The sequence below is a fragment of the uncultured Methanobrevibacter sp. genome (genome assembly GCF_905235195.1).
Taxonomy (GTDB): domain Archaea; phylum Methanobacteriota; class Methanobacteria; order Methanobacteriales; family Methanobacteriaceae; genus Methanarmilla.
This window is the reverse complement of the sequence record NZ_CAJOKH010000031.1, coordinates 18,385-31,927: the sequence shown is the minus strand read 5'-3', so window position 1 is coordinate 31,927 and position 13,543 is coordinate 18,385. Positions and strand designations below refer to the sequence as shown.

Below are 13,543 nucleotides of genomic sequence, written 5' to 3'. Positions count from 1 at the left end.
ATTTGAATGTATTTTTAGGAGCATTAATCATATTACTAGGATTTAACTCAAAAACAGCAATACAACAATTATCTGAGAACTAAAAAATTCAGGCCCCTAAAATATTATCTTCATATCAAAATCATTTAAAACATTTTGATATTGTTTAATATATTTTTCTTTATGGTTATCTACAAATTCGCTAATTAATTCATTGTGTTCTGAATTTTCCTCATCAAAATTAATGTTAGAAATTTTTTCAAAATCATCAATCATATTATCTCTAATTTTATTTATACTTTTTTTTAATATAATTTCTCCATTTTTATCTTTAATTTCAAGTAATTTTTTATTTTTTTCAATTTCATTATTTTTAATAATAATGGTACCATAGTCATTTGTAACAACCCCATATTTAATTCCCAATGTTGTGAAATTCTCAAAATCATCGAATGATGGAAATGGAGAAGTGTGAAATGGATGATTGTGAATTAATAATTGAAGTTCACTATCTTTACCTACTTTTTAATCCACATTGGAATATTTACCTCATCAAGTTTCGTAAAATAAGGGTTTAAAGAATTAAATTAAACATAAAATGATATTTAAGTTTAGTTTTCAGTTAAATACTCATCAATACTATTTTAAATTATTATCAATAAAACTCCGTTAATAGATCCAATTCACTAACACAGCTTAATAAACCACATTCCTCAAATGCAGTATTTGGGTAATCAGGATAGTCATTCACATATTGATCATAATACCCGCATGAATTTCTATATTCGTCTTTCATATCTTCTAATCCTTGTTCACTGTTTATGTATCCTAATTTAGTAGGCATATCCCATGTACTATGCTCAAGATATAATTCTTTAATTCTTTTAATATATTCCTCTTCAGTCATAGGATATTTAGATTCATCTATCTCTCTCATAATTAATCCCCTCCATATTTTTTTTTATAGATTCTTATCTCTTTGTCTTTCAGCCACATCATATGCACTAAGTTCACCTTTGCTTTTACTTGGCTTAACATCACTATTAGTATAAAAATCATCTTTAGTTTTGTTTGCACCATGAGCGCCGGCACCTTGTAATAAATACCCTATAACTAGAGTATATATTATATATCCAATAAAAAGACCAATAGCTAGAAGTATATCTTTAAAGCTAGGTTTTTTGAAATATTGCTTTATAATCCCAATTTAAGAAATATAAAACTGGAACAATAAGAACAATACATGATAATATTACAAATATAATATTAGAATTTATAGAAAAGATTAGTCCAATTAATGTAGCAATCAATAAAACATTCCAACCCCATTTCGGAATGTAGGGGTTTTTATTATAAAAAGGAAAATCCTTATCTTTATTTTCAAATTTAAACCAATCTATTTCTGTAATAGATTATTATATTTAATTAGTTTTATTTAATTTTATCTTTAAATTAAATTTTTTAATAATTGTATCTTTTTTGAATTTTTAAATTTTTAAAATTATTTCATAAAATAAAAAAATAATTTGTAAGTATAAATTTTTTATAATCTCTATTAATTTTAAATGATATTTTAAATAAAGAATATATAAATTTTTTAAACAATTTTTAATCCTTATTTAGGGTCATTAATTTATAAAATTGATTTACTATTAAAATGAGTTAGATTTTTTTAGAAATTTATTCAAATTAACTTTATATTTTTTAAAGAAACATTTATATATTCCAATTACATATATCTATAATAATCAGTATACAATTTTAAGAAAATGTAAAATGGGATAATAATATGGAACTTACAAGAATACATCCACTAGTTTATTTAATTTATTATTTTATAATGATTGTCTTTGCATTTATTATACGTGACCCTTATTTTCTTTTAAGCTTTTTAATTTTAATTTTAGTATTAATTTCACTACAGGGAATTAGTTCTGAATTAAAGAATATAATGAAGTTATTTTTACCTTTAAGTATACTAATTATAATACTGAATCCATTGCTTAATAAGCAGGGAGTTCATAAGATTTATTTGTTTAAAAACTTTTTTATAACTTATGAGGCATTTGCATTTGGTGTTCTAATGTCTTTAGCACTTTTAATTGTTATTTTAATCTTCTCATCATATAATAGATCAGTTACTTATCAGGATATGCTTTATATTTTCTCTAAAAGGCTTCCAGTTATATCTATGGTAATAGTTATGGCTTTAAGATTTGTTCCTCTTATTAATTCACGAACTATTGAAATTCAAAAATTAAATAAATTAAAATCAAATGGTGTGGAGATTAACTTAGAAAATAGTAATGATGATAATAATTTAGAAGAATTTGACTCTAATATATCAAATATAGAATCTTCTTCTAATTCTAAATTTTTAGCTAAGTTAAATTCATCAAAAAAATTCCATAAAATTAGAGAAGAATCAAAAGTTATTGGAAAAATTATGGCTGTAACGGTTTCATGGTCTTTAGAAGAATCAATGTTTACAGCAAAATCTATGAAAGCTAGAGGATATAATGCTTATAATAGAACAAGTTATTTATCTTATGATTATTCTCTTGCAGATATATTCTTCTTACTGCTTATTATTTTCACTGTATCAATAGTTACAGCAGGATTTATGCAAGGATATGGTATAATTAATATTTATCCGTCTTTTGATTTTTCATTTAGTGATTTGCCTTTAAATATCTATTATTTTGCATTTATAATATTTTTATTACCATTAATTTATTTGGAAATTAAGGAGCGTTTGTTATGGCATTAATAGAATTTGATAATTATAGTTTTTCATATTTAAATTCTACAAAAAAATCCTTAGAGAATATTAATCTTAATATTAACTTTGGAGATTTTGTTCTTCTATGTGGGCCATCAGGATGTGGTAAAACTACTCTTTTAACTAATTTAAAAAAAGAATTAATGCCAAGTGGAGTAGGTGAAGGCCATATTAAATATAATGGATGTGAAATTTCCAAATTAGAAGACTCTATTTCTGCATGTGAAATAGGTTATCTTTTCCAAAATCCTGACAGTCAAATAGTTACAGATACTGTTATTCAGGAAATTGCATTTCCACTTGAAAATATTGGACTACCAACTGAAGAGATAAGAAATCGTATAAGTGAAATTGTTGCTTTCTTTGGAATAAATGATCTTTTACATAAGAAAGTCCATGAACTATCTGGTGGACAAAAGCAGTTGATTAATCTTTGTTCGTTATTGGTTTTAAGACCTAAAGTACTTCTTCTTGATGAACCTATGTCTCAATTAGATCCTATTGCTTCATATGAATTTTTATCTATTATTAGAAGATTGAATGAAGAGTTCTCCATAACTATTATTATGAGTGAACATAAGTCTGATAGAATATTTCCATTTATTGATTATGCGGTATTTCTAAAAGATGGTAAAATTGTCTTTAACAATAATAGTCGTGAGATATGTAAAGAAGTGATAAATGATGAGATATTTGCAAACTATCTTCCAACTGTAACCAAAATTTATAATGAGCTATCCAATAAATATGGAAAATACACAAATACTCCATTAAGTATTCGACAAGGAAGACAATACCTTGATACAATTCATGATAATCTAATGAAAATAAATGAAAATATGGAAAAAAATAACAGTTTCACTGAAGCTAATGTATCTGGAAATACTAAAAAATTTAATTCTACTAAAAAAACAATTAAAGACATACTTCCATTTTCAAATAATAAAGATACTCTTATAAGCATGAATGATATCTATTTTGCATATGAGAAGAAAAATCTGGTTTTAAAAAATATTGATTTTAAATTAAACAAAGGAGACTTTGTAAGTTTAATTGGAGGAAATGGTGCAGGTAAATCAACATTTCTACAAGTATTAGCAGGGATTTTAAAGCCTATAAAAGGAAAAGTAAAATATAGCAAAAATTTAAAGATAGCTTATGTTCATCAAAACCCTATGATACATTTTTCTAAAGATACTATTAAAGAAGAATTTTTAGAATCAATATTAAATTCTAACTATTATCATCAAGAAGAATTCAATAAAGACATTTATAATAGTCTTTTAAAATTAGAGGGGGAAAATTTTATAGAATCTGATATTTTAAACAAACTAAAATTTAAAAACATTAATTATAGTTTTAAAGATTTAATAAATTTCTTTGATATTTCACATTTGATTGATAATCATCCTTATGATTGTAGTGGAGGTGAACAACAAAAAATTATTATGCTTAAGACATTAGTTCAAAATACTGATGTTTTAATTTTAGATGAACCTACTAAAGGTTTAGATCCAATATCTAATAAAAATATGGCAAATATTTTAAATACTTTAATTAGTCAGGGCATAACCATAATTATGACAAGTCATGACCTTGATTTTGTTGCAGAAAATTGTAAGCGTTGTATAATGCTATTTGATAAAGATATTCAAATTGATGATACTCCTAAGCTCATATTTAAGGAAAATAACTTTTATACAACCTTTGTAAATAGAATGGTAAAAGATTATATCCCTCAGGCTGTTACATTAGATGATGTTAAGACCTTATGGGGTTTAGAATAAATTTTAAGATAAATTATTGATTTTTCTTAAATTATTATTAAATAAATTATTATTTAGAGGTGTAATATGATAATTCAAGATTTTATTCAAATTTTGGCTACTAATATAAGTGGAGGGGCTGCTAATAGTTCACTTTCAATTTTACTTTTGATTTTTGGACTTTTACTTATTATAGGTATAATATATTTTGTTTTTAAAATGTATGAACAGTCAAAACCACCAGTTGAATCTATAGTTTTAATAGCTGTATTAACTGCAATTGCAACTGTTGGACGACTCCTTTTAGTATCAATACCATCTGTAAACCTAGCTTCATTTATTATAATAATGGTAGGTGTTGTTATTGGTAAGGAAGAAGGATTCCTCGTAGGTGCTCTTACTGCTTTAGTCACTAGCTTTTTTGGTGGTTTGGGAGAATGGACTATTTTCCAAATGCTAGCTTGGGGACTTATGGGAGCAAGTGCCGGATATTTAACTTCCAAATTTGATAGTATACCTTTCAGATTAATATTTGGATTTGTATGGGGATTTTTATATGGTTGGATAACAGATATCTCCGCACTTTTCTTCGCTGGAAGTACAATAGAAATCAGTCAATACTTTGCAATAGTTATTGCAGGATTAACCTATGATTTAACTCATGGTGTGTCAAATGCAATACTTTTAGCAATATTATATAACTGGTTTAAAAAGATATTTGAAAGAGTTAAAGATAAATATCTTCCAAATATAATAAGTTCAAATACTTAAATCCAGAATAAACATTAAATTAAGGATTTATTAATTAAATTCCTTAATTTTATTTTTTTTTTAAATTTACTATATATTTTAATAAATCCTTCACTTTTTTTATTATAAAGATTAAATAATTAATATTATATTATATATATTTTAAACTTTAAATTTTATATAAAATTAAAAATAATATTCCTTAGGAAATATTTTTTTACTTATGAATTTATGTGATGTTTCTATGATAACAGAAGATAAAAAAGAAGAATTTAAACTTATTTCAAAAACAATAAATCAAGATGAAATATATTTAAATCATGATTCTATAGTAGTGAAATTTCAAACTAAAAAAAATGGTATAGTAACATCTTGGTTAAATGGTGGATATAGAGAAGATTTAACTGCAGTATTTAATCATCAGTTGTCACAAGAAAATATTGATAAATACTACAATGGAGGAATATTGAAGTTTTTGGAAAAATTATCAAAAGATTATTTTAAGCAATTAAATTTAAATAATGAGAATTTAAGTGGAATGGTTACTTCTGCAGATATTAATAAATATTCTATTGCAATTGAAAGTTATGATAAAATTGAAGTTGTAGCTATCACAACTGCTGGTGTTAGAGTAAATCAAGTGTCTGCTGGTGATGAGGCTTCATATTATGAAATTAATGGTGAATATAATCTTTATTCAGATTTAAATACTAAAATTAATCCTAAAAAACCTGGAACAATCAATACTATTATTTTAATCAATGCTAAATTAGATGAAAGCTCTCTTCTTTTAGCAGAAATGATTGCTGTTGAGGCAAAAACAGTAGCTTTAAGAGATTTGATGACTTCAAGTAATTATTCTAACAATATTGCTACAGGAACTGGTACTGATGGAATTGCAATATTTTCAAACTTAGATAGTGAAAACTTTATTGAAAATATGAGCAAACATGCAAAAATTGGAGAGTTGATTGGAAAAGCTGTAATTAAATCTATAAAAAATTCTTTAGCTAAACTTCAATGGTTAACTCCAACTTATCAATTAAATGCTCTTATAAGATTAAATAGATATCAAATGAATCTGGAACCATTCTATAATGAGTATATATCTGTTAAAAGTCAAAAAGAGAAAGAAGAATTTATTATATCTTTAGTTAAAATTTCTAAAAATCCTGAGCTTGTAGGATATGTTTCATTAATTATCCATATTATTGATCAATATAGACTTGGTTTATTAAGTAAAAAAGCTTCTTTAAATGTTTCTAAATCTATTTTAAATACATATTTCAATAGGAAGGATTGGTATTCTATGAAATTACTTTTAAAATATGTTATAGACAATCAAATCCAATAAAATCATTTAATATTATTATTAAATTATTTATTTTATATAAAAAGATTTTTAAAGAAAGTTATAAAAATTCATATTATTATTTTTAAGGTATCATTATACTAAATATTATATTGATTGAAAACTATAATATGCATAATAAATAAATTTAATGTAATTAAATATTTCTAATATTATTATTTATTTAAATTATTAAATTAAAAAATTTATATCTTATATTTATATACTAGCTAGGTGTTTTTTATTTATTAATATAAATCTTTTATAAAATTTATTTGATGGTGAAATTATGATAGGACCGTGGGTTGAAAAATACAGGCCTCAAACTCTTGATGAAGTTGTAGGTCAAGAACATATTGTAAAAAGATTAAAAAAATATACTAATGAAAAAAGTATGCCAAATTTAATGTTTTCTGGTCCTGCAGGTGTAGGTAAAACTACAACTGCACTTGCTTTAGCAAAATCTGTTTTAGGTGAATATTGGAAAAATAATTTTTTAGAATTAAATGCATCTGATGCAAGAGGTATTGATACGGTAAGAAATCAAATAAAAAACTTCTGTAAACTTAAACCTGTTGGAGCTCCATTTAGAATAATCTTTTTAGATGAAGTGGATAATATGACTAAAGATGCTCAGCATGCTTTAAGACGTGAAATGGAAATGTATACCAAAACATCTTCATTTATCTTATCGTGTAATTACCCATCTAAAATCATTGACCCTATTCAGTCAAGATGTGCAATTTTTAGATTTGCACCTATTAAAAAAGAAGATATAATGGCTCGTTTAGAGTATATCTGCAAAGAAGAGAATTTTGATTATACTGATGAAGGTATTAATACTATAGTTTATTTTGCAGAAGGAGATATGCGTAAATCTGTTAATATATTGCAATCTGCAGCAACAGAAGGTGAAGAAATTACAGAAGATTCTGTTTATGATGTTATAAGTAAATCCAAACCTCAAGATATTAATAATATGGTTACTGCTGCATTATCTGGGGATTTTATGAAAGCAAGAGATTTACTTAGAGAAACTATGATTTTACAGGGTACTAGTGGGGAAGATATGGTTGTTCAAATTTATCAGGATGTAACAAACAGGGCAACTGAAGGTAGAATGGACAGTAACATTTATATTAATCTTGTAGAAGAAATAGCTGAGACAGATTTTAGAATACGTGAAGGTGCTAATCCAAGGATACAATTAGAAGCACTACTTGCAAAATTCTTATAGAATATTTGAAACTAAAAATGAATTAATTATTTAGTTAAATCTTAATTTATAGCTAAATTTTATTCTTAATTATTAATAAGTTATTTAATTAATTAAAATATTACTTTCCAGGAATTAATAATATGCAATGGACAGATAAATATAGACCTCAAAATTTTAAGGATATTATTGGAAATAATAAACAAAAAGCACAAATTGAAGAGTGGGTCAGCCAATGGAAGGAAGGAAATCCACAAAAAGCTTTATTACTTGTTGGTCCACCAGGAATTGGTAAAACTACTTTTGCTTTAGTTATAGCTCATGAATTTGGAGAATATGTAGAGTTAAACGCTAGTGATAAACGTTCATATGATATTTTAATGTCTACTATTGGCGAGTCAACAAGTACCCACTCACTATTTTCAAATGAACCAAAACTTATTATTCTCGATGAGGTAGATGGTATAGCTGGTAATCAGGATAAAGGTGGAACTAGGGCATTAAATAAAATTATTCAAAATTCAAAACATCCTATGATTATGATGGCTAATGATTTTTACTCTAAACGATTAGCTACTATAAAAACTAAATGTCAAGTAATAAAAATGCCAAAAATTAGAAGTCCTACCATCAATGTTAATTTAAGAAGAATCTGTAAGAAAGAAGATATAGAAGCAGATCCTGATGCATTAAAGGAGCTTGCAAAAAGGTCAAATGGAGATATGCGTTCTGCTATTAACACTTTACAGGCATTATCTGAGGAAAGTAAAACATTAACTATGGAAGATTTAGAAAATGTTACACAAAAATCAGATAGATCAAGTGTAATTAATGCTACTACACGAGTATTAAAAAGCAAGGATATTATTCATATTCGTGATGATATGATTGTAGAAGAAGATCCAACACTTTTAATGGAATATATTGCTGAAAATATTCCAAGAGAATATGAAAATAATAACGAAATCAAAAGAGCATATGATTACATTTCAAAAGCAGATATATACTTTGGCCGTACAAATACTTCAAGAAATTATGGATACTGGAGATATGCTACACAATTTATGGGTCTAGGTGTTGCTTTATCTAAAAGAGAAAAATATAAGAAATTTACAAAAGTAGTTTCTCCTCAATCTTTTTCCAAGATGGGTAAATACAGAGGAAAAAGAAACTTAAGGGATAATATTGCAGATAAGATGGTTGAAAAAATGCATGTTTCTAGAGAAATGGCCTATACAATATTTCCTTACTTTGAAGTAATGTTTCAAGATGATAAAACAGCATATGAAATTTCTTCTTTTTTAGAACTTGAAGATGATGAGATAAAAAGATTTAGAAAGAAAAAGATTCCTAAAAAATTTGTTGAAAAGATGGAAAAAGAAAGAGCTCAAAGAATTGAAGAACAACAAGCAAAATGGGCTGAAGAGTATAGTAAAAATCTTAATTTAAATAAATCTAAAGAAAAAGAAATAGAAAATGATGAAGAGATTAAATCTGAAGATTCAAATGAAAAAGTTGAAGATAAAGAATCTAAAGATATAGATAAAAAAGATGATGAAGATAAAGATGATTCAAACAATAAAGATAAATCAGTTCAAACATCTTTATTCAGCTTTGGATAAAATTATTATTTATTTCTTTATCAATATTGATTTTATCATCAATTGTTTTCAATATTTTAACTATTTTGTTTTGTATTTCAAAAGGAGGAACTAATGTTTCCATGCTTTTTATAATTGTTGGATAAATATTAGTTTGATTAGCTGAACCTGAAGCTCTTGATGCTAAATTATAATGCATTTCTTCTGTTGATAAAATATAATAAAAATAATCAATATTACATTTAAATTTATCTTTAGGAATCAATTTTGCAACTCTTTGATTTAATAAACAAGGTTCATCAAAACTTATTTTTGCTACTTGACCAACATAGAGGCCATTTGATTTACATTCAATCCAGTTAATGTAATTAAAATATCTCCTTTAGTTAAAACATAATTACTTTTTTCAATTAAAAATCTGTCAGATACATGTTGGGTATCTTCAAGTAATACCTCCTGAGGTACAATATTCTTAATTTTTATAACTGGAACTCCCTATCAATAAAATCTTTAGATTAAAATTTAAATCCAGATATTTTATTCACATAATTTCCAATTGGTTCCCAATTAAATTCTAAACTCAAATTTTCTAAAAGAGTAATATTTTATATAATTTTTATCTGTAAATTTCTAATAAAATATTCAAAATATTAAATTCAATGTAATCAATTTAATTAATCTAATATAATTATAATGAAATAAAAAAGGATTAATCCAAATAAACATATTTAAAAGTTTAAATAAAGCTTTGATGAAATAATATTAATAATTTGGAGAATATAGTTATTCCTATTTTTATAAATTTATATAATAAAATTTTAAGAAATACATAAATTAAAATTATTTTTAATTTAAAATTATTTTTAATGTGTTTATTTATGAAAAATATGTGGATGGTCCCGCAGGTAAAAATGCTTTTCTTATAGATGCATTTAAACAGAAAAAATATTGTATGTCTATGTTGGGGGCTAGTGACCTTAAAGATAAAAGTGATGATGATATAAAAAGACTTATGCAATAGATTACCCTAATGAAAGTAAATATAGTTTAAGTATAGCTTCTTCACAAGTTATTAAATTTAGACATGTACTTGAAAAAGGGGATTATGTTTTATCTTAAAACACTGAAGTAAGAAACCAATATTTTAATTAATATTATAAAAAAAGATAATTATAAAAGTTAAAGCATATTATTTTAGCTAATTCATGAATATTTGGAATGTTAATTTTTAAAATAACTTCATCTACTAATTTTTTTGTACTTTTCACCTTTTCATTTTAATTCAATCATTATTGTATACATAACTATTTAAATGATTAATAATATATGTTAAATTGTAAAATAGAATAGGTTCAGAGGTGATTTCATATGGCAAAACCTATTGCTAAAACTCCTGTTTTTGAAGGTGAAGATGCAGTTTCAGTTTTAAAAGAAATGCAAGAAACACCTACACAAGAAGATAAAGAGTTTGCAAAAGAAATCAGAAATCAGAGAACTGTTTTATTCTCAAGGTAATATTTTTTGTAAACTCTATTTTATATACTTTTTAAATCTTTATAAAGACTGAAACTTCTTTCAGGGTCTGTTTTTATAATGTTCTTTATACAATCAACATATTTCTGATCTTTTTTACGGTATTTAAATTTGTTTTTTTCAACATAGAAACCGAATGCATTTGCATATGCATCCACGGTTATAAATCTTAAACCAACAATATTTTGAGATATATCCAAAATACTTAATAAGACATTTCTAAAAACATGTTTACCTAATCCTTTATGTGAATATTTTCTATCTATTGCAAATCTTCCTATTTTGATTGCGGGTATCACATTGTTTTCACTAACATTTAACTTGCTACATATTGTGTTTTTAGTTTCTTTATCCTCAAGAATTTTTAATTTTATGGAATCCGTTAGAATTGATACATAGCCAACAACAGTTCCATCACAAATTACTAAGTGTGTTAAATTTAAATTCATATTTTGCTGTTTTAAAGCATCCTTTTTTAAAAAATTTGTTAAATCCTCGGATTCACACTCAAACTCATCTAAGTTATGGTCTTCATTTAATTTTTCAAATATATAATTTTCTTTAATATAGTCTACATCCATATTTATCAACTTTGTTTTATAATAGCTAATTTTTAGAGTTCTTATTAAATAAATTTTAGGATGATTTAATTATATAATTAAATAAGTTCTTCAGCTCTTTAAATAAGTGGTAATAGAGTAAATTATTATTTCTAATATATTATTTTTATTTTTATTTTCAACTTTAATTTTTATTTTTAAATATTGTTTCTATTCTATTTAGCTTTAGATTAAATTTTTATTTTCAACTTTAATTTTTATTTTTAAATATTATTTCTAATCTATTTAGTTTTAGATTTAATTTTTATTTTAAAATATTATTTCTATCCGTCTTTTTTTTATATTTTTAATTTAGTTAATAATATTTATTGTTTGATTAAATAAAGAATATTAATTATCTAATTGAATTTTCTTGTAAATATTGCACTGATTTTAAAATATTAAACTTATATTGTGATACAGTATCATCTAAAAATTCTATAAATTCACCAGATACATCATCATATTTTTCTTCTAGTAATTTTTCACCTAAAAAATCGTTAATTTGTTTATGGGTAACTTTAATTAATGGATAAATATATTCTTTATTAAATCTAGGATACTTTATTCCTTTACCTTTAAATATATCCTCACAGATTGAATGTATTTCCATATCCATTGTTTGGTTTGATGCTATTACATCATACTCTTTTTTATTTGAATAAATAAGTTCTACACCATATTTACGAGTATATGGTTCAAGAATTATATTAATTAATGGATTTGCATCTTCTTTAATTAATATTTTCATTTTAGGTTTTATTGTATTAGATAGTTCTCTTGAAGCATTTGTTGCAATTTCTTGAAAAAGAGAGGATCTAATTACTAATTTATCCTTAAATTTTGACTCAAATATTGATTGTCTTCTTTTTGAAAACTTGGAAAATCTAAGATTATTTATATAGATTTTATTATCATATATTGATATAAATCTAGTATCTACACCTATTTCTTTTAAAAATTTTAAAAGGTCTTTTTTTGAGTCAGTAAATTCTTCATCATCTTCACTAATATCAAAATCAAATAAGAAATTATTTTCCATTTAATCACACAACTAAATCTTTAAAAATCACCTAAATCATCAATACCTGATGATTCTAAAATTACCTTTTCCATTGCATCAATATTAGCATCCTGTCCAGTCCATATGGTAAATGCTTCCGCTCCTTGATATAAGAACATTTTAAGACCACTAACTCTAGTTGCACCAATCTTTTTAGCTTCTTTTAGTATTGTAGTTTCAAGTGGATTGTATACTATATCAAATACTACCATATTAGGATTCATTTGTTGGGCATATACAAGTGGTTCATCATCATTATTAGGATACATTCCATTAGGTGTAGTATGTATTAAAATATCTGTATCTTTAAGGTATGAGTTAATATTTTCAAATGTGTCAAATCTTACATTATAATCAGTTTTACTTGTAATATCTCCAGCTAAATCTAATGCTCTACTTATATTTCTATTTAAAATACATAAAGAATTGATTTCTTCATTACACAAAGCAAATCCTATTGCACGTGCAGCTCCTCCTGCACCTAGAATCAATACATTTTTATTTTTCAAATCACATTTTTCTTTTAATGCCCTCATTGCCCCTGTTGCATCTGTATTATAACCTTTCGCTATTGCTCCATTAGGTGTATATTCAAATTTAATGGTGTTTACTGCACCTATTTTTTCTGCAAGAGGGTCGATTTCATCTAAATATTTAATAATCTTAATTTTATGTGGGATTGTTACATTTAAACCACTAATCTGTAAACTTTTAGCTCCATCAATTACGTTTTGGATATTATCTTCTTTAACATTAAATGCCAAATAGGTATAATTGAGGGATAATGCTTCAATATTTGAATTATGCATTTTTGGAGATAAGCTATGAGCAATTGGGTCTCCTATCACTGCAAATATTTTAGTCTCACCGTTTATTTCCATAATATCACAGAACATTTTTTTT

14 protein-coding genes are annotated in these 13,543 nt (G+C 24.7%); 8 read left to right on the top strand and 6 right to left on the bottom strand.

What is annotated here, in order from left to right:
• Nucleotides 1–96: 96 nt before the first annotated feature.
• Together QZ146_RS04830 and QZ146_RS04825 are read right to left on the bottom strand one after the other, a co-directional pair.
• Entirely contained in the window at nucleotides 97–405 is a 309-nt protein-coding gene (locus tag QZ146_RS04830) for a hypothetical protein (protein ID WP_295722524.1), read from the bottom strand.
• Between the two features lie 229 nt (nucleotides 406–634).
• Nucleotides 635–916, bottom strand: a complete 282-nt coding sequence (locus tag QZ146_RS04825) for a hypothetical protein (protein WP_295722523.1) — start codon at nucleotides 914–916, stop codon at nucleotides 635–637.
• A gap of 852 nt (nucleotides 917–1,768) precedes the next feature.
• On the opposite strand from QZ146_RS04825, the gene QZ146_RS04820 reads away from it, so the two are divergent.
• The 6 genes from QZ146_RS04820 to QZ146_RS04795 all read left to right on the top strand — a co-directional run bounded on the left by QZ146_RS04820 (nucleotide 1,769) and on the right by QZ146_RS04795 (nucleotide 9,466).
• A complete protein-coding gene (locus QZ146_RS04820; RefSeq protein ID WP_295722522.1) occupies nucleotides 1,769–2,749 on the top strand; it encodes an energy-coupling factor transporter transmembrane component T in 981 nt (326 codons plus the stop codon).
• Nucleotides 2,740–4,548: an ABC transporter ATP-binding protein gene (locus QZ146_RS04815; protein ID WP_295722521.1), complete on the top strand. Its 1,809-nt coding sequence runs from the start codon at nucleotides 2,740–2,742 to the stop codon at nucleotides 4,546–4,548. The genes QZ146_RS04820 and QZ146_RS04815 overlap by 10 nt, the downstream gene beginning before the upstream one ends.
• Before the next feature lie 66 nt (nucleotides 4,549–4,614).
• On the top strand, nucleotides 4,615–5,298 hold the full coding sequence (locus tag QZ146_RS04810; protein ID WP_295722520.1) for an ECF transporter S component: 684 nt from the start codon (nucleotides 4,615–4,617) through the stop codon (nucleotides 5,296–5,298).
• 223 nt (nucleotides 5,299–5,521) lie between these two features.
• Nucleotides 5,522–6,631 (top strand): adenosylcobinamide amidohydrolase, encoded by a 1,110-nt coding sequence (locus tag QZ146_RS04805; protein WP_295722519.1) that lies wholly within the window; start codon nucleotides 5,522–5,524, stop codon nucleotides 6,629–6,631.
• A 286-nt stretch (nucleotides 6,632–6,917) separates the two neighbouring features.
• Entirely contained in the window at nucleotides 6,918–7,865 is a 948-nt protein-coding gene (locus QZ146_RS04800) for a replication factor C small subunit (protein WP_295722518.1), read from the top strand.
• A 122-nt stretch (nucleotides 7,866–7,987) separates the two neighbouring features.
• Nucleotides 7,988–9,466 (top strand): replication factor C large subunit, encoded by a 1,479-nt coding sequence (locus QZ146_RS04795; protein ID WP_295722517.1) that lies wholly within the window; start codon nucleotides 7,988–7,990, stop codon nucleotides 9,464–9,466.
• Here the strand turns inward: QZ146_RS04795 and QZ146_RS04790 are convergent.
• On the bottom strand, nucleotides 9,453–9,800 hold the full coding sequence (locus tag QZ146_RS04790) for a restriction endonuclease subunit S (RefSeq protein WP_295722525.1): 348 nt from the start codon (nucleotides 9,798–9,800) through the stop codon (nucleotides 9,453–9,455). The genes QZ146_RS04795 and QZ146_RS04790 overlap by 14 nt on opposite strands.
• Before the next feature lie 513 nt (nucleotides 9,801–10,313).
• On the opposite strand from QZ146_RS04790, the gene QZ146_RS04785 reads away from it, so the two are divergent.
• The gene (locus QZ146_RS04785; RefSeq protein ID WP_295722516.1) at nucleotides 10,314–10,466 is read left to right on the top strand and encodes a hypothetical protein; all 153 of its coding nucleotides are present in this window, start codon (nucleotides 10,314–10,316) and stop codon (nucleotides 10,464–10,466) included.
• A 347-nt stretch (nucleotides 10,467–10,813) separates the two neighbouring features.
• Nucleotides 10,814–10,960, top strand: a complete 147-nt coding sequence (locus QZ146_RS04780) for a hypothetical protein (protein WP_295722515.1) — start codon at nucleotides 10,814–10,816, stop codon at nucleotides 10,958–10,960.
• A 20-nt stretch (nucleotides 10,961–10,980) separates the two neighbouring features.
• Here QZ146_RS04780 and QZ146_RS04775 read toward each other — a convergent pair whose 3' ends face one another.
• From QZ146_RS04775 to QZ146_RS04765, 3 genes are all read right to left on the bottom strand, one after another.
• Nucleotides 10,981–11,559 (bottom strand): N-acetyltransferase, encoded by a 579-nt coding sequence (locus tag QZ146_RS04775; RefSeq protein WP_295722514.1) that lies wholly within the window; start codon nucleotides 11,557–11,559, stop codon nucleotides 10,981–10,983.
• A 373-nt stretch (nucleotides 11,560–11,932) separates the two neighbouring features.
• The gene (locus QZ146_RS04770) at nucleotides 11,933–12,619 is read right to left on the bottom strand and encodes an ATPase (RefSeq protein ID WP_295722513.1); all 687 of its coding nucleotides are present in this window, start codon (nucleotides 12,617–12,619) and stop codon (nucleotides 11,933–11,935) included.
• Nucleotides 12,620–12,639: 20 nt separating this feature from the next.
• Entirely contained in the window at nucleotides 12,640–13,521 is an 882-nt protein-coding gene (locus tag QZ146_RS04765; RefSeq protein ID WP_295722512.1) for a shikimate dehydrogenase, read from the bottom strand.
• Between the last annotated feature and the right edge of the window lie 22 nt (nucleotides 13,522–13,543).

Coding starts and splice junctions, on each gene's coding strand:
- QZ146_RS04825 (WP_295722523.1), bottom strand. CDS start 916: ATGAGAGAGATAGATGAATCTAAATATCCTATGACTGAAGAGGAATAT.
- QZ146_RS04820 (WP_295722522.1), top strand. CDS start 1,769: ATGGAACTTACAAGAATACATCCACTAGTTTATTTAATTTATTATTTT.
- QZ146_RS04815 (WP_295722521.1), top strand. CDS start 2,740: ATGGCATTAATAGAATTTGATAATTATAGTTTTTCATATTTAAATTCT.
- QZ146_RS04810 (WP_295722520.1), top strand. CDS start 4,615: ATGATAATTCAAGATTTTATTCAAATTTTGGCTACTAATATAAGTGGA.
- QZ146_RS04805 (WP_295722519.1), top strand. CDS start 5,522: ATGATAACAGAAGATAAAAAAGAAGAATTTAAACTTATTTCAAAAACA.
- QZ146_RS04800 (WP_295722518.1), top strand. CDS start 6,918: ATGATAGGACCGTGGGTTGAAAAATACAGGCCTCAAACTCTTGATGAA.
- QZ146_RS04795 (WP_295722517.1), top strand. CDS start 7,988: ATGCAATGGACAGATAAATATAGACCTCAAAATTTTAAGGATATTATT.
- QZ146_RS04780 (WP_295722515.1), top strand. CDS start 10,814: ATGGCAAAACCTATTGCTAAAACTCCTGTTTTTGAAGGTGAAGATGCA.
- QZ146_RS04775 (WP_295722514.1), bottom strand. CDS start 11,559: ATGGATGTAGACTATATTAAAGAAAATTATATATTTGAAAAATTAAAT.
- QZ146_RS04770 (WP_295722513.1), bottom strand. CDS start 12,619: ATGGAAAATAATTTCTTATTTGATTTTGATATTAGTGAAGATGATGAA.
- QZ146_RS04765 (WP_295722512.1), bottom strand. CDS start 13,521: ATGGAAATAAACGGTGAGACTAAAATATTTGCAGTGATAGGAGACCCA.